Raw genomic sequence first — 19,755 nt, 5'->3', positions numbered from 1 at the left:
GCAAGCACCGGGCTGGTTGATCTTGCGGACGCCTGCGCTGTGACACTCTCTGCCCGGGTCGCTCCCGCCCGGGGCGTCCCAATGACCTGCAGAAACAAGCACAGGTGAGACCTCGGCCCGGAACGGCCGCCGGAGTCTCACGATCGTCCATGAAAGGCACAACGACATGTCGCAGCCCACCCCGACCCCTCCGCCGGGGTACGCCCCCGTGCCCCCGCCGAAGAAGGGGATGTCGACGGGCCTGAAGATCTTCCTCATCATCGGCGGCCTGGCCGTCCTGCTCTGTGGCGGCGGCCTCGTGGCGTGCACCGCCCTGGTCGGCAAGGCGGCCGACGACATCAGCAAGAGCCAGGATGCGAAGGCCGGGCACGTCGAGCTCAAGTCGTGTGAGGCCGAGTCGGCCGGCGACGAGTTCCTGGCGAACGTGAAGTTCGACGTCGAGGTGAACAACACCAGCAAGGACCAGAACACCTACCTCGTCGACGTGTTCGTGCTCGACGCCAAGGGCACCCGGGTGGGCAACACCACCGCCATCGTCTCCGACGTGCGGCCCGGCCAGAAGGCCGTCGAGGAGGGCATGGTCGTCCTGAGCCAGAAGGTGACGGGCGACGTCAGCTGCAAGATCGACAAGGTCTCCTGAACCGATGACCGTGGCCCCCGGGCGATCCCCCGGGGGCCACGCGGCTCGCCGACTGCAGCGTCAGCCCTCCTTGCGGACCCGGTAGGCGAGGTGGGTGACCTCCTTGCCCTGGACGACCCGGGTGGGCCCCTCCAGCTGGACGGGTGCGATCCGCAGGCCGGCGAAGAACGGGATGCCGTCGCCGAGCAGGACCGGGACGAGATCGATGTGGACCTCGTCGAGCAGGCCGGCCTGCAGCACCTGGGTCGCGATGGTGCCGCCGTTGACGCCGACCTCCTTGTCGCCGGCGAGGGCCTTCGCCCGCTCGATCGCGGCCTCGATGCCGTCGGTCACGAACACGAACGAGTCGCCCTCCCGGTCCCAGCCCTCCGGCACGCGGTGCGTGACCACGACCACCGGCACGTCCATGGGGTGCCGGCCGCCCCAGCCGTCGGTCATGTCGAACAGCCGCCGGCCGACCACGAGCGCACCGGTCCGCCCGGTCAGCTCGCGCACGTGTTGCGCGCTCGCCGCCGACGTGCGGAACGTCATGCCGGGGGTGGCCGTCGGGATCTCCACGTCACCGTTGCCGTACCACTGGAAGAGGTGCTCGAACCCGCCGTGGGACGTGTCGGCGATGTAGCCGTCCAGCGACATGGTGGCTCCGGTCGTCACCTTCGTCATCGTTCTGCTCCTCGGGATCGTGGGCCTGCGTTCACCCAGGAGTAGAAGCTGGGCGGCTCCTCTCGACATCCGTCCCGGAACTTTTCCTAGAGGGGATACGTCCGGGCCACCGCCAGCATCTCCGAGCTGTGCGAGCCGACCACGCCGACGTCCGCGGGCCGGGCCCGGAACCCGGGCAGGCCGCCCAGCCCGTCGCTGGCGTCCATGACCCGCAGGTTCACCTGCCCCGCCTTCGGCACCAGCGTCAGCGTGACCTCGACACCCTCCAGCGGCGGTGCGTGGAAGACGACGCCGAAGCCCCACCGGCCGTCCCGCGCCTTGACCGGCACGTCCCGACCGGCCACGGTCGCCGACCGCACCTCGGCCGTGGACGTGTCCACGTGCAGGGAGAGCAGCCGGACCGGCCGCTGCGGCCGCACCCGGACCCGCAGCACCCGCTGGTCGCCCGAGCGCGTGTCGGAGACGGTCTCCAGTTTCGGGGCGGGCAGGTCCGCCGCCTGGGCCGCTCCCGCCCGGAGCTCCGCGTCACCCAGCCCCGGGAAGTCGTCGGCCACGGAAACGGCGCGGTCCACGTACCCGTCGGTCCAGGGCTGGGGGTCCTCCTCGTGACTGAGCCACTGCGCCTTGCCGGTGCCGGCGTCGAGGGCGTACATGAGGTGGGTCGGCACGGGGTGCGCGGCGTCGAAGCGGTCCACCGCCAGGCCGACCCCGGCGAGCACCACTGCGGCGAGTGCGGCGGCGCCGGCGGGCAGCGCGCCGAGCCGGCGGGCCCGGAGCGCGAGCAGGCCGCGCTGGCCACCGGCCTGCGGGTGCAGCAGGTCCACGACGGGCAGCGCGGCCAGGCCGAGCAGCACGGCGAAGAGCGCCGCCACGCCGCCCATGCCCATGCCGAGCGCCGGGAAGAGCAGCACCACGGTGGGCAGCAGGATCACCACGGCGACCGCGCCGGCCAGGGTCACGGCGACCACCGGCCAGGGGCCGTCGCGGCGGGTGGCCAGCGCCGCCAGGCCGGCCAGGGCGCCGGCCAGGGCGGGCAGGGTCGTCAGGTACGCGCCGCCGGGCACCAGCACGGCGAGGAGCACCCCGAACAGGGCCAGCCAGACCAGGCCGCCGAAGGCCAGGGCGGCCGGGCCGGCCCAGCGGCGGGTCAGCGCGTACCAGGCGAAGAGGATCGCGGCGGCGAGCGCCACCACGGCGAGCCGGTACCAGACCGGGCGGTACGGGTCGAGCAGCTCGGCGTAGCCGGGACGGGCGGTGGTGACCGCGGTCCAGAGCAGCCACGCGCCCAGCGGGGCGGCGACGACCGGCACGAGGGCCAGCCCGACGCCGGCCACGAGCCGCCCGGTGGTGGCCCGGCCGCGCCGGCGCAGCAGGGCGCCGAGCACGCCGACCGCGAGCAGGGCGGCCAGGGCCAGCGGCAGGGTGAGCCAGCCGGGGTAGCGGACCAGCCCGCCGGGCACGGGGAAGTAGGTGTCGTCGTGATCGGAGCCCAGGTCACGCAGGTCGGTCCGGCCGAACTCGCGGGCCAGGCCCAGCGCGTTGTCGCCGTGCATCTGGAGGCTGCCCCGGTTCATGGCCGCCGGCACGTCGAGCGGGGTGTGGTAGACGGCGCCCCCGTCGATGTACGCGGAGTTCAGCCCGACGAACCGGTGGTCGAGGAAGGCCGTGAAGTCGGTGTCGTTGGGCAGCGCCCGGTAGATCTCCACGGCGAAGGAGGTGCCGACCGGGTGCGGGGCGGCGCGGCCGAACGCCTCCACCAGCCTCGCGTTGTTCCGGGACGTCTCGAACATGATCACCGGGCCGGTGGAGCCGCGCGCCTCCAGGTTGAGGACCACGCCGCCGTCGGCGGCCAGGGGGTGGTCGGCGGCGAAGCCGGCGGCCCCGCACAGGCACGCCTCCTCGGCGTCGGTGAGCACCAGGACCACGTCGTTGCGGGGGCGCGGGCCGGCGGCCAGCGCCCGGGCCACCTCCAGGATGGTGGACGTGCCGGCGGCGTCGTCGTTGCCGCCCGGCCCGGACTGCACCGAGTCGTAGTGGGCCACCAGGAAGACCCGGCCGGTGGGGTCGGTGCCGGGCAGCCGGGCGACCACGTTGCGGACCCGCGCGAGGGTCGCACCGCCGGCCGCCCCGCTGAGCTGCCCGGCCTCCGGGGCCACGGTGTCCTGCACCTCGGTCTCCAGGCCCAGCCCGCGCAGCACGCCCACGACGTGCTCCCGGACCTCGGCGTTGGCGGTGCTGCCGGCCACGTGCGGCCGCGCCGCGATGACCTTGACCTGCTGGTACGCCCGCTCGGCACTGAACACGTCGGCGGGCGCGTCGGCGGGGCGGGGCGCCGGGGTGGCCAGGTCGACCAGGACGCCGGCGCCGACGGCGAGCAGCGCGGCGAGCGCGGCCAGTGCGGCGGTCAGCCGACGCCGCGGCCGGGCCAGCGCCCGGTCGGCCGGTCGGGTGCGGGGTGGGCCCGGCCGGGCCGGCGCGCGGTCGGCGGGGCGGGTGGGGGGTACGCCCACTGGTGACTCCTCGGGGTGCTTCGAAGGTGGGCATCATCCTGCACCCCCGCGGCCTGCGGCGGCACTCCCGCCGGCCGGTGCGCTCCGGGCCGGACGCCGGTCGCGGCGTAACATCGGGCGTTGGCCGAGCCGCTGTTCGTCGGGTGGGCCCGTTCGCCCGCCCGCACCGACTCCGGTCGTGTTGTGTGCGACCGTCGGCTGATACAGGATCAGCAGGGCACTCGGAAGGAGCCCCGACATCACCAGCGAACTCCCGCGTCTCGCGGCGGTGACCCGGCCGCACCGGGGGGCCGGTCTGCCCGGCGTCCCCGTCGGGCCGCAGGCCGGGCTCGGGCACTACGCCAGCGTGCCGCCCGGCGAGCGGCTGCGGGTCCTGCTGGTCGAGGACGACGAGGGCGACGCCTTCCTGGTGGGCGAGCTGCTCGCCGAGACCAACTCGATGATCGACCTGCTGGTCGCCACCAGTCTCAGCGAGGCCCGGCAGCGGGTCATGGGTGTTGACTGCGTCCTGCTCGACCTGGGTCTGCCCGACGCGCAGGGCCTGGACGGGCTGCGCCAGGTGCTGGAGATGGCCAGCGGTGCGGCGGTCTGCGTGCTCACCGGCCGCTCCGACGAGCACCTGGGCATCGTGGCGGTCGCCGAGGGCGCGCAGGACTACCTGGTCAAGGGCCAGGTCGACGGCGTCCTGCTGACCCGGGCGCTGCGCTACGCGGTGGAGCGCAAGCGGGCCGACGAGAACGCCCGCCGGCTGCGCGAGGTGGAGCTGCGCCAGGCCGAGTCGGCCCGCCTGGAGCGCGGCCTGCTGCCCCAGCCGATCATGACCACCGACCAGGTGGCGGTGCACACCTTCTACCGCCCCGGCCGGCACGCCGCCCTGATCGGCGGTGACTTCTACGACGTGGTGCAGACCCGCCCGGACCGGATCGACCTGATCGTCGGCGACGTCTGCGGCCACGGTGTGGACGAGGCCGCCCTCGGCGTCGAGCTGCGGGTCGCCTGGCGGGCCCTGGTCCTGGCCGGGGTGCCGGACGACGAGGTGCTGCCCGCGCTGGAGCAGGTGCTCATGAGCGAGCGCCGGCTCCAGGAGATCTTCGCCACGGTGGCGACCACCCGCCTCGACCTGGCGGCCAACCGGGCCACCGTGCGACTCGCCGGTCATCCGCCGCCGCTGCTGCTCAGCGGGGGTAAGGTCGCCCCGGTGCCGGCCCGGGGCGGTCTGCTGCTCGGCGTACGGCCGCGCCGACCCGTTGCCTTCGACCTGGAGTTCGACACCGATGACTGGTCCCTGCTGATGTACACCGACGGCCTCATCGAGGGTCGGGTGGACAGCGGTGACGACCGGCTGGACGTGCCGGGGCTGACCGACCTGCTCGCCGACCCCGCCAACCGCGCCGTGCCCCTGGCCGAGCTGCCCGCCTGGCTGGTCGGCCGGGCCGAGCAGCTCAACGGCGGCCCGCTCGCCGACGACGTGGCCATGCTGCTGCTCACCCGCGGCGGTGGCCGATGAAGGCGTACCAGCAGGGGTGGACCCTGCGGCGGCGCGTCGGCGCGCTGCTCGGCGTGGTGCTCGTGCTGCTGCTCGGGCTGGCCGCCGCCGAGGCGACCCTCGCCGCCAAGAACCGGCAGAACATCGACGACGTGCTGATCAAGACCGGGCCGCTGCGGGTCCAGGCGCAGGAGCTGATGAGCGCCCTGCTCGACCAGGAGACCGCCGTCCGCGGCTACGCGGTGAACGGCGACCGCAACGACCTGGCGCCCTATCAGGACGGCCTGCGGCGGGAGCAGGACACTGTCGCCGACATGCGGAAGCTGGCCGTCGACTACCCGGACGTGCTGCGCGAGGTGGGCGTCGTCGAGCAGCGGGCCGCGCAGTGGCGGTCCGCCGTCGCCGAGCCGGTGATCACCACGACCGAGCGCAGCGGTCCGGCCGCCGGCCAGGCGTTGATCACCGACCAGACCCGCCAGCAGTTCGACAGCATCCGGTCCGCGGTCGACGGCCTCCAGGGCGAGATCCTGGAGGTCCGGCAGAAGACCGCCGACAAGGTCAACGCCACCAGCAATGTGCTGGTGGTGCTCCTGATCATCGCGGCCCTGGTGGTGGCGGTGGCCGGTGCGGTTCTGCTGCTCTCGCTCGACCGGATCCTGATCCGGCCGCTGGCCGGCCTCGTCAGCCAGGTGCGCGAGGTGGCCGGGGGTGACTACCGGCACCACATCGAGGGGTCCGGGCCGCCGGAGTTCCGCCTCCTCGCCGACGACATCGACGTCATGCGCCAGAAGATCGCCCGGGAGCTGGACGAGGTACGCGAGGCGCGGGAGCGCATCGAGTGGGTCAACAGCCAGCTCCAGAAGCAGGCCGAGGAGCTCACCCGGTCCAACCGCGACCTGGAGCAGTTCGCGTACGTCGCCTCGCACGACCTCCAGGAGCCGCTGCGCAAGGTGGCCAGCTTCTGCCAGCTCCTCCAGCGGCGCTACGCGGGCCAGCTCGACGAGCGGGCCGACCAGTACATCGCGTTCGCGGTCGACGGCGCGCAGCGGATGCAGCGGCTCATCAACGACCTGCTCGCGTTCTCCCGGATCGGCCGGCTCACCACCGGCTTCACCGAGGTCGACCTCAACAAGGTGATGGGCGACGTGGCCGGGCAGACCGAGGCGGCCCGGCAGTACGCCGACGCCGAGCTGACCTGGGACCGGCTGCCGGTGATCCGCGGCGAGGAGCCGCTGCTGACCAACCTGCTGGCCAACCTGGTCAGCAACTCGATCAAGTTCCGCCGGCCCGACGTGCCGCCGAAGGTGCACGTCTCGGCGCGGCTGGTCGACGACGAGTGGGAGATCAGCTGCCGGGACAACGGCATCGGGATCGAGCCGGAGTTCGCCGACAAGATCTTCGTGATCTTCCAGCGGCTGCACTCCAAGGACGCCTACCCGGGCACCGGCATCGGGCTGGCCATCGTCAAGAAGATCGTGGAATACCACGGCGGCCGGGTGTGGGTGGACACCGACACCACGGAGGGCACCACGATCCGGTTCACCCTCCCCGCGCTGCCGGAGGACGTCGCGGCGGCGCGGCCGGCGGAACCGGCCGAGGTCGAGGAGTCGACCGGGGACGACGCGGCGACCGGTGACGGTGCCGGGGACGCCGCGGTGAGCGTGGCCCGGCAGCCGGACGGCGCGGCACGGGAAGAGACGCCCGAGGGGGCGGCCCGAGACGGTACAACGGGTGGCATGAGGGAGACGGTGGGATGACCGCGCCGGCGGACGGCAAGAGCCCGATCGAGGTCCTGCTCGTCGAGGACGACCCGGGCGACGTGCTGATGACCCAGGAGGCGTTCGAGGAGCACAAGCTCCGCAACCGCCTCACGGTCGTCTCGGACGGCGCGGAGGCGCTGGCCTACCTGCGCCGCGAGGGCCAGTACGGGGACGCCGTGACCCCCGACCTGATCCTGCTCGACCTGAACCTGCCGCGCCGCGACGGCCGGGAGGTCCTGGAGGAGATCAAGAAGGACGAGCAGCTCTGCCGGATCCCGGTCGTGGTGCTCACCACCTCCCAGGCCGACGAGGACATCCTGCGCAGCTACCAGCTGCACGCCAACGCCTACGTGACCAAGCCGGTGGACTTCGAGCGCTTCATCTCGGTGGTCCGCCAGATCGACGAGTTCTTCGTCAGCGTGGTCAAGCTGCCGCCGCGTGGCTGAGCCGCTGCTGGAGGAGGTCGGCGCGCTGCTGCGGGAGGCCGCGGCCGACATCGTCGTGCCACTGTTCCGCCGCCTCGACGACGCCGACATCACCGAGAAGGCGCCCGGCGAGGTGGTCACCGTCGCCGACCGGAAGGCCGAGGCGCTGATCTCCGCGGGACTGCGGCGGCTGCGCCCCGGCTCGGTGGTGGTCGGTGAGGAGGCGGTCGCCGAGGACCCGGCCCTGCTGCGGCACCTGCGCGGCGGCGGTGACGTCTGGCTGGTCGACCCGGTGGACGGCACCTCCAACTTCGCCGCCGGCCGGCGCCCCTTCGCCCTGATGGTCGCGCTGCTGACCGACGGGGTGCCGGTCGCCTCCTGGGTCTACGACCCGCTGGACGGCACCCTGGCCAGCTGCCGGGTGGGCGACGGCACCCGGCTGGACGGCACGGCGGTGCGCACCGCCGGGCGGGAGCCCGAGGTGGGCGCGCTGCGCGGCACCGCGATGACCCGCTTCCTGCCCCCGGACTTCCGGCGGAGCGTGGAGGCGGGCGGCGAGCGGCTCGGCGAGCTGCTGCCCGGCCAGCACTGCGCCGGCCGGGAATACCTGGACATCCTCACGGGCGCGCAGCAGTTCGTGCTCTTCTGGCGCACGCTGCCCTGGGATCACGCGCCCGGCACGCTGCTGGTCCGGGAGGCCGGCGGGGTGGCCCGCCGCTTCGACGGCACCGACTACCACCCGGCCGACGAGGGCCGGGGCCTGCTGGTCGCGGCCAGCGAGGAGAGCTGGGAAGAGGTCCGGGCCGCCCTGCTGGGCGGCTGAACGAGCGGTCCGCGACGGCCCCGGCACGCTGCGTCGACGATCGGCGTCGCCCGAGGTCGGGGGCATGGCGCGCGGCCTGCGGTCCGGTATCGTGACCGGCGGTCTCCGCCAGCAGGCCGCCGCCCGGCGCCGGTGGAGCCGCCGCCGCGCAAGGTCGACTCGGGGGCCGGCGGTCGACGGAAGGACCCTCACGTGCCCAGGACCAGGCTCACCCGCCGGCCCGTCCGCCGGTCGCTGCTCGCCCTGCTCGCCGCGATGGCCCTGCTGCTGGGCGCGGGCCTCGCCCCCGGCACGGCGGCCGCGGCCGCGCCCACCCCGAACGCTCCCGACGAGGGCGGCAGCAAGCAGCTCCGCGAGGCCCTGGAAGCGGCGGCGAAGGGCCACATCGAGGCCAAGAACCGGCTCGACAACTCGAAGCGCCGGCAGGTCGCGCTGGCCAACCAGCTCAAGCAGGTCGAGGGCCGCCTGGTCGAGCTGACCGCGCAGGTCGGCGAGGTGGCCGCGCAGTCCTACCGGCTGGGCCGGTTGACTCCGGTGTCGATGCTGCTGGCCAGCTCCGACCCGGACGCCTTCCTCAAGCGGGCCGCCGAGCTGGACGTGATGGCCCAGCGGGACAGCAAGCGGCTGCACGACCTCAACGAGGCGAAGGCCCAGGCCGCCGAGGCGAAGGTGGCCATCGACACCGAGGTGCGGGAGCAGCAGAAGCAGCTCGCCGTGCTGGCCAAGAAGAAGCGGGACGCCGAGGTGGCGCTCGCCAAGGTCAGCTCCGGTGCCGGCTCCGGCTTCAGCGGCGGCTCGTCGTCGGCCAAGCCGGCGCCGCGCAACCCGGACGGCTCGTGGCCGTCGGAGTCCTGCTCGGTGAACGACCCGACGCCGGCCGACGGCTGCATCACCCCGCGCACGCTGCACATGCTCCAGCAGGCCCAGGCGGCCGGCTACAAGCGCTACGTCTCCTGCCACCGCAGCGGTGGCGGTGGCGAGCACCCCAAGGGCCGGGCCTGCGACTTCGCGGCCGCCACCGGCGGCTTCGAGGACAAGACCGCCACCGGCGGCGACAAGGCGTACGGGGACAGCCTCGCCAGCTGGGCCAAGAACAACGCCAGCCGGCTCGGCATCATGTACGTCATCTGGTACCGCCAGATCTGGATGCCGAACACCGGATGGCGGGCGTACAGCGGGGGCGGCAGTCCCGCCGCGGACCACACAAACCATGTTCACATCTCGATGTATTGACCTCTCTGTCGGGGAACGCTGCGTAGCATCGCCACGGTGAGCAGCACATCGTCCGACGTCGTCGCGGAGCCGGCGCCGAGCGCGCTGGCCCCGCCCCGGGCCCTGCCCAGCGGGCTCGCCGCGTTCCTGGTCTTCCTCTCCAGCGGAGCGGTGCTGGTGCTGGAGACGGTCTCGCTCCGCCTGGTCGGCCCCTACGTCGGGGTGACCCTCCAGGTGACCAGTTCGGTGATCGGCATGGCCCTGGGCGCCATCGCGTACGGGGCGTGGATGGGCGGCTGGCTGGCCGACCGGCGGGACCCGCGCACCCTGCTCGCCCCGGCCCTGGTGCTGGCCGGCATCGCCACCGCGGTCACCCTGCCGGTCGTCCGGTACGCCGGTGAGGCGTTGCGCGGCGGAGCGGCGAGCGCCGTACTGCTGCTGACCGCCCTGGCGGTGCTGCTGCCGGCCGCGTTGCTGGCCGGGGTCACCCCGCTCGTGGTGAAGCTCCAGCTCGCCGACCTGCGGCGCACCGGCCAGGTGGTCGGCCGGCTCTCCGGCATCGGCACCCTGGGCGGCATCACGGCCACCCTGGCCACCGGCTTCGTGCTGGTGGCGGCCCTGCCCAGCACGGTGATCGTGCTGGCGCTGGCCGGCGTGCTGGGAGTGACGGGGCTGGTGCTCGGGGCGTACCTGCGCCGCCAGGCAGGGACGGCGCTGCCCGGTCCGGCCCGGGCCAAGGCCGCCCTGGCGGTGCTCGGCCTCGCCGCGGCCGGCCTCTCCGCGGTCGCCCCGAACCCGTGTGACGTGGAGACCGCCTACCACTGCGCCCGGGTCGAGGTCGACGCGCAGTGGCCTGAGGGGCGCACGCTCTACCTCAACTCGGCCGAGCACTCCTACGTTGACCTGGCCGACCCGACGCACCTGAAGTACGCGTACACCCAGTGGATCGGCCTGGTCGCGGACGTGGCGCGGCCGGCGAAGCAGCGGATGGACGGCCTGCACCTGGGCGGCGGCGGCTTCACCATGCCGCGCTACCTGGCCGCGACCCGCCCGGGCAGCGACAACCTGGTCTTCGAGATCGACGGCGGCCTTGTCGACCTGGACCGGCGCGAGCTGGGGGTACGCACCGGGCCGCAGCTGCGCGCCCGGGTGGGGGACGCCCGGGTGCTGCTCGGCTCCGAGCCCACCGACAGCCGCGACTTCATCGTCGGCGACGCCTTCGGTCACCTGGTGGTGCCCTGGCACCTGGCCACCCGGGAGATGGCCGCCGACATCCGCCGGGTGCTCCGCCCGGACGGGATCTACGTGCAGAACGTGATCGACTATCCGCCGGACCGGTTCATCCGGGCCGAGCTGGCCACCGTGGCGGCCGAGTTCCGCCACGTCGCGCTGATCGCCCCGCCCGGCGCGATCGCCGGGCAGCACGGCGCGAACTTCGTCATCGTGGCCTCGGACGCACCGCTGCCGCTGGCCGATGTCCCGGCACGGCTCCGGCTGCTGCCGGAGCCCGCGAAGCTGCTGGACGGCGCGGAGCTGAGCGCGTTCGTCGGGGACGCGCTGGTGCTCACCGACGACTACGCGCCGGTGGACCAGCTCCTGGCGACCGCCTGATCGGGTGACTTCGCTGACCGATTTCGACCGGCGAGGTGTACGGGGGCCCACCTCGGGCAACTGGACCGACCATGGGTGCAGCGGTCAGGAACGGCGCGCAGCTGCTCGGCGAGCGGTACCGGCTGGTCGAGCAGCTCGGCGCGGGGGGCATGTCGGTCGTCTGGCGCGGCTACGACGAGGTGCTGGGTCGGCAGGTGGCCATCAAGGTGCTGGCCTCGCGGCTGGCCAGTGACAAGGCGTTCCGGCACCGCATCCGGATCGAGGCGCAGGCCGCCGCGCGGCTCTGCCACCCCAACATCACCAACGTGTACGACTACGGGGAGTCCGAGCAGGTCGGGCTGACCGTTCCCTACGTGGTGATGGAGCTGGTCGACGGCGGGCCGCTGAGCAGCCGGCTCGGCCGGGGCGGGCAGCTGCCCTGGCGGGAGGCGCTGACGATCGGCGCGGAGGTGGCGTCGGCGCTGGCCGCCGCGCACGCCCGGGGCGTGGTGCACCGGGACGTCACGCCCGGCAACGTCATGCTGACCTCGACCGGGGTGAAGGTCGTCGACTTCGGCATCTCGGCGCTGGTGGGGGAGAGCGAGAAGGGCCCGGACGGCGCGCTGCTCGGCACGCCCGCCTACCTGGCTCCGGAGCGGCTGGACAACGGCCAGGTCTCCCCGGCCACCGACGTCTATGCGGTCGGGCTGCTGCTCTACCGGATGCTCACCGGCCGGCTGCCCTGGCAGGCCGACACCACGACCCAGATGCTGCGCGCCCACATGTACAACGAGCCGGACCCGATGCCGCCGGTAGTGGGGCTCCCCGACGAGGTCGCCGAGCTGGTCCGGCGCTGCCTGGCGAAGCGCCCGGAGGACCGCCCGGCCACCGCCGAGGTGGCCCGTACGCTCGCCGACGCCGCCGGTATCGCGGCCATCGTGCCGGTCTCCCCGGCGCTGGGCCAGTTCGACCCGGCGCTCATGGAGAACGCCGGCACCACGATCCTGCCCTGGTCGTCGGCGACCGACGCGCTGCCCTTCTCGGCGATCCGCACGAAGACCCGCCGGGCCGCCGCCCGCCGGCGCAAGGTGGAGGCCGGGGTGGCCGCCGCCGGCCTGATCGCGGTCACCGCCACCCTGTGGGGGGTCACCTCGAAGAGCCCGGCCAGCGGCGGGGTGGAGCCGACCGAGGCCCGGATGGGCCTGCCCGAGCCGGTCCCCTGCGCGGTCGACTACGTGCTGCGCCGCGACTCCGGGAAGGACTTCACGGCGGACCTGACCCTCACCAACACCGGCAGCCGCGAGCTGCGGGACTGGACCATGAGCTTCACCTTCCCGGGCCGGCAGAAGGTCGGGACGGGCCAGCCAGCCGTACGCCAGCAGGGGAACGACGTGCTGCTCCGGGCCCCGGCCACCGAGCCCGCACTGGCTCCGGGCGCCTCGAAGAAGGTGTCGCTCACGGGCAGCTACACCGGGGCCAACCCGCTGCCCGTGGAGTTCAAGGTCGACGGGACCACCTGCGGCGTGCAGGTGTCCGGCGTCGCCGGCTCCGCGCCGACCACGGCACCGCCGCCCGCCGCACCGCCCGCGAAGCCGCCGGCCAAGGCACCCGCCAAGGCTCCGGCGAAGGCGCCCGCGAAGGCCGCCCCGAAGCCCGCCGGCAAACCCAAGCCGCCCAAGTCCGGTAAGGGCAAGGAGAGTGGCAAGGGAAAAGCAAGCTAGACCGGCCGAAGGGGGGTGGGCACGGCACCAAGGGCAAGAAGACGTGACGGTCAGGCCAGCGCGGCGAACTGCTGCACCCGGTCGATCGGGCCTTCCACGATGAGCACGCTGTCCGGCTGGAGGACGGTGTCCGGGTCCGCGTAGCGGAACGGCTCACCGGGCGGTTTCGCGCCCACCACCATCACCCCGTACCGGTCGATCGGGGCCAGCTCGCGCAGCGACCGGCCGACCAGCGACGCGGGCACCCGGACCTTGGCGATCGCGAAATCGTGGCCGAACTCCATGAAGTCGAGCATCCGGCTGACGATCAGATGCGCGACCCGGTCGGCGGTCTCCGCCTCGGGAAAGATGACGTGGTGCACGCCCACCGAGTGCAGGATCTTCGCGTGCTTCTCCGAGGTGGCCCGTGCCCAGATCTGCGGGATGCCCAGCTCGGTCAGGGCCAGCACGGTGAGCACGCTCGCCTCGACCGACGCGCCGATGGCCACCACCACGCGGCGGAAGTCCGCGACCCCGAGTTGGCGCAGCACGTTCTCCTCGGTGGTGTCCGCCTGGACCACCCGGTCCAGCCGGGACGCCCAGCGCTGCACCCGTTCCTGCTGGTGGTCGATGGCGAGCACGTCGTGGTCGAGTTGCAGCAGCGAGCCGGCCAGCCGGGAGCCGAACCGGCCCAGGCCGATCACCACGATGCTGCTGTCGTCCTTCCTAGCCGACAATGGGTTGCTCCTCCGGGTAGCGGTACAGGTGTCGCCGGGTGTTCAACGCGATCGCCGACCCGAGGGTGAGCGGGCCGACCCGGCCGATGAACATGAGCACGATGAGCACGTACTTTCCGGGTTGCGACAGCTCCGGGGCGAGGCCGGTGGACAGGCCCGTGGTGCTGAACGCGGAGGTCACCTCGAACACCGCGGCGAAGTTGCGCAGGTTGTCGGTGAACACGATCAGCAGGATCGTGCCGAGGACCACCAGCGCCACGCTCAGCAGCGTCACGGTGAGCGCCTGGCGCTGGCTGGCCGTGGCCACCCGCCGGCCACCCACGTTCACGTCCGGCTCGCCCCGCAGCTCGGCCCAGATCACGAAGCCGAGCAGGAAGAACGTCGAGACCTTGATGCCGCCCGCGGTGCTGGCGCTGCCGCCTCCGATGAACATCAGCACGATGAGCAGCGGGTAGCTCTCGTTGCTCAGCTTGTCCACGTTGATCACGTCGAAGCCGCCGGTGCGGCTCAGCGCGATCTGGGTGAACGACGCCAGCACCTTGCCGCCCGCGTCGTAGGTGCCGATCGTGGCCGGGTTGGTCCACTCGGAGAGCAGCAGGAAGCCGAAGCCCGACCCGATCAGCACCACGCTGCCCCAGATGGTCAGCTTGGTGGCGACCGCCCAGCTGCTCGGCTTCCGCCACTCCCGTGCGGCCTCGAACAGCGCCGGGAACCCGAGGCCGCCGATGATGGCGCCGAGGCCCAGCGGTAGCGCGACCCACGGGTCGCGGGAGAAGGCGACCAGACCGTCCGAGTAGAGGGTGAAGCCGCCGTTGTTGAACGCCTGGATCGAGTGGAAGCCGGCGCTCCAGAACGCCCGCCCCGGCTCGTAGTCGTAGACCAGCCAGAGCCGGCCGGTGATCACCGCGGTCATCACCGCCTCGGTCACGAAGACCGTGGCGACGATCCGGACCAGCAGCCAGCGGACGTCACCGAGGCCGAACTCGGCGGTCTCGGCCTGCACCAGCAGCCGGTTGCGCAGGCCGAGCTGCCGGGAGACCACCAGGATCACCAGCGCCGCGACGGTCAGGATGCCCAGGCCGCCGAGCTGCGTGAGCACGGTGATCATGACCAGGCCGAACTCGTTCCAGTAGTTCGGCGTGTCGTTGATGGCGAGGCCGGTCACCGAGACCGCCGAGGTCGAGGTGAACAGCGCCGTGACGAACGGGGTGTAGCGGCTCTCGCTGGTGGCCCAGGGCAGCATGAGCAGGCCGGTGCCGAGCAGGATCACCGCGAGGAACCCGAACGGCACCAGCCGAACGGGATTCCGGAGCAGGCCGCGCACCAGGTCATCTTCCGTCCGGAGATTCACCGGCAGGTCAGGAACCGACCAACTGGCGGCCAACCGGGCCCGGTCTCCTGTGCGTACCCCTTCGACAACAGGAGACGGCGTTGCGACGTACCCTTTCCGCCCTCGGCGTGGCCGGCGCGCTGCTCGCGGCGGCCGTGGTGGCCCCGGCGGTGGCCGCCCAGGCCGACCCGGAGCCGCGCGCCGAGCGCTCCCGCGCGGTCCAGCGGCCCATCGTGATCGGCCAGTCGCCCGGCACGAGAACGAGATCTCGGGCACCACCGACGTGGCCGCCCACCCCGAGTTCGCCGCGCGGAAGGCGACGAAGACCATCGACGGGGTCCGGGTCACCGGCTGGTTCACCGAGGACTTCACCCTGGCCGAGCTGCGGACGCTGCGCGCCAAGGAGCGGCTGCCGCAGGTGCGGGTGACCAACACCGCCTTCGACGGGAAGCTGCCGGTGCCGACCTTCCAGGAGGTCATCGACCTGGCCCGCGCCGAGTCGAAGGCCCGGGGCCGGACCATCGGCGTCTACCCGGAGACCAAGCACCCCAGCTACTTCGCCTCGATCGGGCTGGCGCTGGAGGAGCCGCTGGTCGCCACGCTCAAGGCCAACAAGCTGACCCACCGCGAGGACCCGGTCTTCGTGCAGAGCTTCGAGACCGCCAACCTGCGCAAGCTCGACCGGATGATCGACGTGCGGCTCGTGCAGCTCATGGACGCCACCGGCGCCCCCTACGACTTCACCGCCGCCGGCGACCCGCGCGGCTACGCCGACCTGGCCACCGCCGCCGGTCTGGCCTGGGTGGCGCGGTACGCCGACGGCGTCGGCCTCAACAAGAACCTCATCGTGCCCCGGGACGCCGCCGGCAAGCTGCTCGCGCCCACCTCGGTGATCCGGGACGCGCACCGCGTGAAGCTGCTGGTCCACGCCTGGACCTTCCGCGCCGAGAACCAGTTCCTCCCGGCCGACTTCCGGATCGGCGCCGACCCGAACGCCCGCGGCGACATCACCGCCGAGTACGAGCTCTTCTACGGCCTGGGCCTCGACGGCGCCTTCGCCGACCAGCCCGACACGGCCGTGGCGGCGCGCGCGGGACTCTGACCGGCGTCCGCGCCGGGGCGGCTCGGGGCCCCGGCGCGGCGCCACCCTTCTGTGGGGTGACCGGCTGCGGCCGGTCACCCCACAGGCTTTCCCCGGGTACGGAGGCCTGGGCGGGCGGGAGCCGGCCCGGGCGCTTTCGTCCCCGCGCACCTTGGCCCGCTGGCGCCGGCTGTCCGGTCCCGTCCCGCGTCACCTCGCTGAGTGGAACGCCATGGGTGTCTCCCCGGTCCGGACACACCCCTGGTGTTCCACCGACCGTTCCGGGCTGGGGTGGGGCGCTCCCGCTCCACAGGCGGGAGGCACTCGTCTTCACCGCCCCGGGAGGTTGGTGCGGGCCGCTACGAACTTGATGACGTGAATGGATCGGACGGACCGCGAGATCCGGACCGTGCCGGTGCGGTGCGGTGCGGTGCGGTGCGGTGCGGTGCGGTGCGGTGCGGTGCGGTGCGGGTGCGGGTGCTGGTGCTGGTGCTCGTGCGGCGGTGTCGGTGTCGGTCGCGGTGTCGTGGTGGGTGCCTGTCGAGCTGATGTCGGAAACGACTCAAGAGCGGGCGGCTGAGTCAGCCGGGCGGAGGTGGGGGTGAGGGTCAGCTGGCACCCCTGTTCGCGGCGACCATCTATGGCAGACCGGGGCGGGCACGGATGACGCCGGGCAGGTCACCTGGCGCGGGGAGCGGATCGACGTCGTGAGTCGTTCACGACATCAGGTCCGTAGCGGCTCGGGAGTTACCGGCCGGGTCGTTCGGCGACGTAGGTGCCGCGTCCCGGCTGACCGGTGATCAGCTCGCGGTCGTGCAGCAATGGCAGCGCACGCGAGGCCGTGTTCATGTGGACGCCGTAGGTCTCGGCCAATTCCCGGGTGGAGGGCAGCTTGTCACCCGGCTTCAGCTCGCCGGAGCTGGTCTGGTGTGACCGGCTGCTCGACGGCGGCCGGCGCTGCCCGCTCCCGGCGGACCACGACGGCGAGTGCGCCACCGCCCGCCTCCGGTGAGGATCCGAGGACGTTCCATCGTCCGAGGGATTCGTGTCCGCCTTGCGTAACATGTCCCATTGCTGGCCCGTTTCGACCCGTGTCAAGGATCCACGACACGGGGGATGTACATGAGAAAGACCTCTGCGCCGAGCAGGCGAGCGAGCATCGGGGTGCGGCTGGGAGCGTTCGGTCTGCTGACCGGCGCCGTGCTGCTGGGCGGTACGCCGGCCCTCGCCGCACAGACGATCAGCATCGATCCGGACGACGTCCCGACGGCGGCGGCGGACGCTCCCCAGTTCTGCTATCCGGGCGGCGGGCCGTTCCCGGACGAGGAGACCTGGGTGTTCGACCTGTCCGGTGACCCGGAGACCAGCGGCGTCTTCCAGTCGCTGTCGACAACCTTCAGCACGCCCGGAGGCAGTGTCACGCGGCCGATCCCCGGCTCGCCGAACAGTGAGATCGTCGACTTCGAGGGCGTGAGCCGGGCCTTCATCCGGCTGCCGGCCGACTGGACGCTCACCGGCGCGACAGCGGTGATCTCGGGGACGGCCGAGAACTTCGTGCTCGCCCACACCTGCGCCGCCTCGGACGACCCCGGGGATCCCGGCGACCCGGGTGATCCTGGGGACCCCGGCGATCCTGGGGACCCGGGTGATCCCGGGGATCCAGGCGACCCCGGCTATCCGGGCGATCCGGGAGACCCCGGCTACCCCGGGGATCCGGGCGACCCGGGCTACCCCGGCCACCCCCGCGACCAGCAGGTCAGCCTGTCGATCGACAAGAAGGCGCGGGTCGAGTCGGACTGTCACAAGAAGTGCGCGGAGGACGGCTTCGCGGCGAAGGGCGACAAGATCTTCTACACCTACCGGGTGGCCAACACCGGAACCGTGAAGATCACCGACGTCAAGGTGGACGACCGCACCGCCGGCTACGTGCACTGCAACGACACGACGCTGGCACCGGGCACCAGCACCGACTGCCACGCCGTCAAGCCGTACGTGGTGAGCTGGGCTGACGTGAAGGAGGGCAAGGTGGTGAACACCGCCCGGGCGACCGGCAAGTACCGCTACCGGACCGTGGTCTCCGACCCGGCCACCGTCACGATCTGCATCCGGGACGGCAAGTACGACCACCGCAAGGACGACAAGGACGACAAGGGCGGCTGGGACGACAAGGACGACAAGGGTGGCTGGGACGGCAAGCCCGAACTGCCCGTCACCGGCGACAACGTCGCCCAGACCCTCTCCCTGGGCGGCGGCCTGCTGGCGGCCGGCGGCCTCCTGGTCGGGCTCGGCCGGCTGCGCCGGAAGGCACACCTGCGGCTCTGACCCGTATTCGATGCAGCGGCCCGGCGGAAGACTCCGCCGGGCCGCCGCGTGTTTCGGGGGGCTTCGATGGCGGGGCGCGACACAGCGGCGTCCCGCGTGGTGGTGCCGGCGGCCACGTGGCACGGGGCGATGATCAACCCACGGCGGGCGGTTGTAACGGTCGGCCACCCCACCCTGGTTACTTGTGTGTTTCGGCCACATAGCCCGTGCGTGACGTCACTTCTAGCGTGAGCCGACAACTGACACTTCCCCCTGTCCCCACCTGGAGTCGCAATGACGATCCGGCACACGCGACGGGTGTTCCTTTCCGCCGCCACGGTGATGGCGGCCGCGCTCGCGGCCACGGCCTGTGGCAGCCCGCAGGACACCGCCTCCGGCGGCGGCGACGCCGCACCGGTCAAGGTCGGCCTCGTGTATTCCCAGTCCGGGCCGCTGGCCAGCTACGGCAAGCAGTACATCGAGGGCTTCAAGGCCGGCCTCGACTTCGCCACCAAGGGCACCGGCAAGGTCGGCGACCGGAAGGTCGAGCTGACCGAGGTCGACGACGCGGGCGACCCGGCGAAGGCGGTCTCCGCGGCCAAGGACCTCATCGGCAAGGGCACGAAGATCATCGCTGGCTCCACCTCCTCCGGCGTGGCCCTCCAGGTCGCCCCGATCGCGGCGCAGAACAAGGTGCTGTTCATCTCCGGCCCGGCCGCCACCGACGCGGTGACGGGTGCGAACAAGTACACCTTCCGCTCGGGCCGGCAGTCGTACCAGGACGTGGTGACCGCCAAGTCGTTCATCGGCGACGCCGCCGGCAAGAAGGTAGTCGTCTTCGCCCAGGACGGCGCCTTCGGTGACGCCAACGAGGCCGCCGTCAAGGCGGTCATCGGCGGAGCCGGCGCGAACGTGAGCGGCGTCCGGGCCCCGGCCAGCGCGACCGAGTTCACCCCGTTCGCCAGCCAGATCAAGGCCGCCAAGCCGGACCTGCTCTTCGTCGCCTGGGCCGGCACCACCGCCCCGGCCATGTGGCAGACCCTCGACCAGCAGGGCGTGCTCGCCTCCACCACGGTCGTCACCGGCCTGGACATCCGCGCCTCCTGGCCCACCTTCGGCGCGGCCGGCAGCAAGATCTCCTTCCTGTCGCACTACTTCGACGGGGCCAGCGACACCGAGGCCGCCAAGGCCGCCAAGGCCAAGATCCCGGGCGGCACGCTCGACCTGTTCCACCCGGACGGCTTCGCCGCCGCCCAGATGGTCGTCCGCGCCGTGCAGGAGGGTGGCGACGACGTCGAAAAGATGGTCAAGGCGCTGGAGGGCTGGCAGTTCGACGGCGTCAAGGGCAAGATGACCATCCGCGCCGAGGACCACGCGCTGCTCCAGCCGATGTACCAGGCGAAGCTCTCCGGCAGCGGCACCGCCTTCACGGCGACCGCGCAGAAGACCCTGACCGGTGACGAATCCGCGCCGCCGGTCGCGCAGATGAAGGGCTGA

Annotated in this window: 16 protein-coding genes; 11 read left to right on the top strand and 5 right to left on the bottom strand. The window is 72.7% G+C overall.

What is annotated here, in order from left to right:
• Window positions 1-166: 166 nt before the first annotated feature.
• Window positions 167-640, top strand: coding sequence for an FxLYD domain-containing protein (locus tag GA0070214_RS14385; RefSeq protein WP_139141858.1), 474 nt, complete (start codon window positions 167-169; stop codon window positions 638-640).
• 60 nt (window positions 641-700) lie between these two features.
• On the opposite strand, the gene GA0070214_RS14380 is transcribed toward GA0070214_RS14385, so the two are convergent.
• A complete protein-coding gene (locus GA0070214_RS14380) occupies window positions 701-1,303 on the bottom strand; it encodes a dihydrofolate reductase family protein (RefSeq protein ID WP_091262942.1) in 603 nt (200 codons plus the stop codon).
• 86 nt (window positions 1,304-1,389) lie between these two features.
• Window positions 1,390-3,813, bottom strand: a complete 2,424-nt coding sequence (locus GA0070214_RS14375; protein WP_091262940.1) for a M28 family peptidase — start codon at window positions 3,811-3,813, stop codon at window positions 1,390-1,392.
• A gap of 268 nt (window positions 3,814-4,081) precedes the next feature.
• On the opposite strand from GA0070214_RS14375, the gene GA0070214_RS14370 reads away from it, so the two are divergent.
• The 7 genes from GA0070214_RS14370 (at window position 4,082) to GA0070214_RS14340 (ending at window position 12,830) form a co-directional block, all read left to right on the top strand.
• The gene (locus GA0070214_RS14370; protein WP_208602756.1) at window positions 4,082-5,320 is read left to right on the top strand and encodes a PP2C family protein-serine/threonine phosphatase; all 1,239 of its coding nucleotides are present in this window, start codon (window positions 4,082-4,084) and stop codon (window positions 5,318-5,320) included.
• Window positions 5,317-7,056: a sensor histidine kinase gene (locus GA0070214_RS14365; protein WP_091262938.1), complete on the top strand. Its 1,740-nt coding sequence runs from the start codon at window positions 5,317-5,319 to the stop codon at window positions 7,054-7,056. Before GA0070214_RS14370 ends, GA0070214_RS14365 begins: the two co-directional genes overlap by 4 nt.
• Window positions 7,053-7,505 (top strand): response regulator, encoded by a 453-nt coding sequence (locus GA0070214_RS14360; protein ID WP_091262935.1) that lies wholly within the window; start codon window positions 7,053-7,055, stop codon window positions 7,503-7,505. Before GA0070214_RS14365 ends, GA0070214_RS14360 begins: the two co-directional genes overlap by 4 nt.
• Window positions 7,498-8,307, top strand: a complete 810-nt coding sequence (locus GA0070214_RS14355) for an inositol monophosphatase family protein (protein WP_091262933.1) — start codon at window positions 7,498-7,500, stop codon at window positions 8,305-8,307. Before GA0070214_RS14360 ends, GA0070214_RS14355 begins: the two co-directional genes overlap by 8 nt.
• A 255-nt stretch (window positions 8,308-8,562) precedes the next feature.
• Complete coding sequence (locus GA0070214_RS14350) at window positions 8,563-9,540, top strand: coiled-coil domain-containing protein (protein ID WP_377463219.1); 978 nt, start codon at window positions 8,563-8,565, stop codon at window positions 9,538-9,540.
• 36 nt (window positions 9,541-9,576) lie between these two features.
• Complete coding sequence (locus GA0070214_RS14345; protein WP_091262929.1) at window positions 9,577-11,130, top strand: fused MFS/spermidine synthase; 1,554 nt, start codon at window positions 9,577-9,579, stop codon at window positions 11,128-11,130.
• A gap of 71 nt (window positions 11,131-11,201) precedes the next feature.
• A complete protein-coding gene (locus tag GA0070214_RS14340; RefSeq protein WP_091262927.1) occupies window positions 11,202-12,830 on the top strand; it encodes a serine/threonine-protein kinase in 1,629 nt (542 codons plus the stop codon).
• A gap of 50 nt (window positions 12,831-12,880) precedes the next feature.
• Here the strand turns inward: GA0070214_RS14340 and GA0070214_RS14335 are convergent, their stop codons facing one another.
• Together GA0070214_RS14335 and GA0070214_RS14330 are read right to left on the bottom strand one after the other, a co-directional pair.
• Complete coding sequence (locus GA0070214_RS14335; RefSeq protein ID WP_091262926.1) at window positions 12,881-13,546, bottom strand: potassium channel family protein; 666 nt, start codon at window positions 13,544-13,546, stop codon at window positions 12,881-12,883.
• Complete coding sequence (locus tag GA0070214_RS14330) at window positions 13,536-14,870, bottom strand: TrkH family potassium uptake protein (RefSeq protein WP_091262925.1); 1,335 nt, start codon at window positions 14,868-14,870, stop codon at window positions 13,536-13,538. The genes GA0070214_RS14335 and GA0070214_RS14330 overlap by 11 nt, the downstream gene beginning before the upstream one ends.
• 289 nt (window positions 14,871-15,159) lie before the next feature.
• On the opposite strand from GA0070214_RS14330, the gene GA0070214_RS14325 reads away from it, so the two are divergent.
• Window positions 15,160-15,978 (top strand): glycerophosphodiester phosphodiesterase family protein, encoded by an 819-nt coding sequence (locus tag GA0070214_RS14325; RefSeq protein WP_244167701.1) that lies wholly within the window; start codon window positions 15,160-15,162, stop codon window positions 15,976-15,978.
• Window positions 15,979-16,704: 726 nt separating this feature from the next.
• On the opposite strand, the gene GA0070214_RS14320 is transcribed toward GA0070214_RS14325, so the two are convergent.
• On the bottom strand, window positions 16,705-16,953 hold the full coding sequence (locus GA0070214_RS14320; protein ID WP_091262924.1) for a GntR family transcriptional regulator: 249 nt from the start codon (window positions 16,951-16,953) through the stop codon (window positions 16,705-16,707).
• A gap of 126 nt (window positions 16,954-17,079) precedes the next feature.
• Between GA0070214_RS14320 and GA0070214_RS31845 the strand changes: the two genes are divergently transcribed.
• Together GA0070214_RS31845 and GA0070214_RS14310 are read left to right on the top strand one after the other, a co-directional pair.
• A complete protein-coding gene (locus tag GA0070214_RS31845; RefSeq protein ID WP_167364271.1) occupies window positions 17,080-18,279 on the top strand; it encodes a DUF7507 domain-containing protein in 1,200 nt (399 codons plus the stop codon).
• A gap of 273 nt (window positions 18,280-18,552) precedes the next feature.
• Window positions 18,553-19,755, top strand: coding sequence for a substrate-binding domain-containing protein (locus tag GA0070214_RS14310; protein WP_091262921.1), 1,203 nt, complete (start codon window positions 18,553-18,555; stop codon window positions 19,753-19,755).

This window comes from Micromonospora chaiyaphumensis, from assembly GCF_900091435.1.
Classification (GTDB): domain Bacteria; phylum Actinomycetota; class Actinomycetes; order Mycobacteriales; family Micromonosporaceae; genus Micromonospora; species Micromonospora chaiyaphumensis.
The sequence above is the reverse complement of the archived record's forward strand: the minus strand, read 5'-3'. Positions and strand labels throughout refer to the sequence as shown.